The following is a 1,406-nucleotide window of genomic DNA, read 5'->3' as shown; positions in this document are numbered from 1 at the left end:
TTTTTCCTACTTGCTAAATTCAGCAAGTAAAATATTTTTAAAAGGATTAGGACTGTCAGTTCTACCCAAACTATTCCAATTGACAACTAACGTATGCTTGCCTCCAAGTGTACCTCCAACAAGAGTAGTAAACCCTAGAATGCCACCTGTGTGTCCCCATATCGAGACACCGCTTGGAAGCTTAGTTTCATAGATTCCAAGACCATATCCATCGATTCCTTCTCTTCCTGTAGGAACTGTAGTAAGCATTTGTTTTAGTTGTTGTTCTTTCAGTAATTTACCACCGAGCAAGTAAGAGAAGAATTTGTTTAAGTCGTCAGCAGTAGAAATCATATCTCCAGCAGAGCTACCTGCACTTGGGTTATAATAAGTAACGTCTTTTAGCTCACTTGCTCCGTCTGGTTGGTCATATCCACGGGCATGGTTAGTGCCTGGAATAACGCTTGAATTGCCAGGTAGGAATGTATTCGACAATTCAAGTGGTTCAATAATCCGATTTTCAATCTCTTCCGCATAGCTGTTTCTGGTTACTTTTTCAATAAGAATACCCAGTAATACGTATCCTGTGTTTGAATAAGACCAGCCCTCTCCTGGGTCAAAGTCTGGGGGCAAAGAAATCCCCATCTTCACTAACTCTTTAGCCGTATACGATTTTTTTGTATCCGTAAAATCAGCGTCTTTTGACCTTGAGTATTCAGCGATACCACTTGTATGGTTCAATATATGCCGGATAGTAATCTTGTTACCATCATATCCATTTCCTTGAATGACACCAGGCAACCATTTTTCGATGGAGTCGTCTAGATTCAGGCGGTTCTCTCCAGCTAATTGAAGTACAACTGTTGCGGTGAACGTCTTCGTCACACTGCCAATGCGAAAGCGAAAATCTGTTTTCATTGGTTTCTTGATTCTCAGATCCGCTATCCCAGCGGCATAACCCCACGTTTTTCCACCCTCAGAAGTTTTAGCAAGTATCCCTGGGTATCCAAGTTGCAATGTATCCCGCATTGCTTGCTTGACGGAAGTACGATCTCGTTGAGTATTTGTTTGTAACGAACTAGATACATTTTGAGTGGGCTCTGCTTTTACAATTGAGGTTGGTGTTGTATATAACAGGGAACTTCCAGCTATTAAAAGGGCCAGACTTGCACATGTAATTTGACTACTTATTTTCATAAGGCATTCCTCTTCTCTATTCATATTATATCAGTGTTTGCTTACTGTTCCTTACTTCCTGACAAGACTTAGGGAAAGGCCCTCACGCATATAGATTAAAGCCCCAGTACAAAGGTATCTATCAATACCAACAATTTGAGCCATTTAAATCTCCATCCCTCCTATAACAAAATCATTCAAAGGTATGAAAGCATATTATGTACCCTTAGTTATTGTTAGGATTAACACAA

1 protein-coding gene is annotated in these 1,406 nt (G+C 40.3%); it reads right to left on the bottom strand.

Annotated features, from left to right (window positions below):
- Positions 1-6: 6 nt before the first annotated feature.
- A complete protein-coding gene (locus DM800_RS24475; RefSeq protein ID WP_147787804.1) occupies positions 7-1,176 on the bottom strand; it encodes a serine hydrolase domain-containing protein in 1,170 nt (389 codons plus the stop codon).
- Positions 1,177-1,406 lie beyond the last annotated feature (230 nt).

It is taken from the genome of Bacillus sp. AY18-3 (genome assembly GCF_008042305.1).
GTDB lineage: Bacteria > Bacillota > Bacilli > Bacillales > Bacillaceae_G > Bacillus_A > Bacillus_A wiedmannii.
The sequence above is the reverse complement of the archived record's forward strand: the minus strand, read 5'-3'. Positions and strand labels throughout refer to the sequence as shown.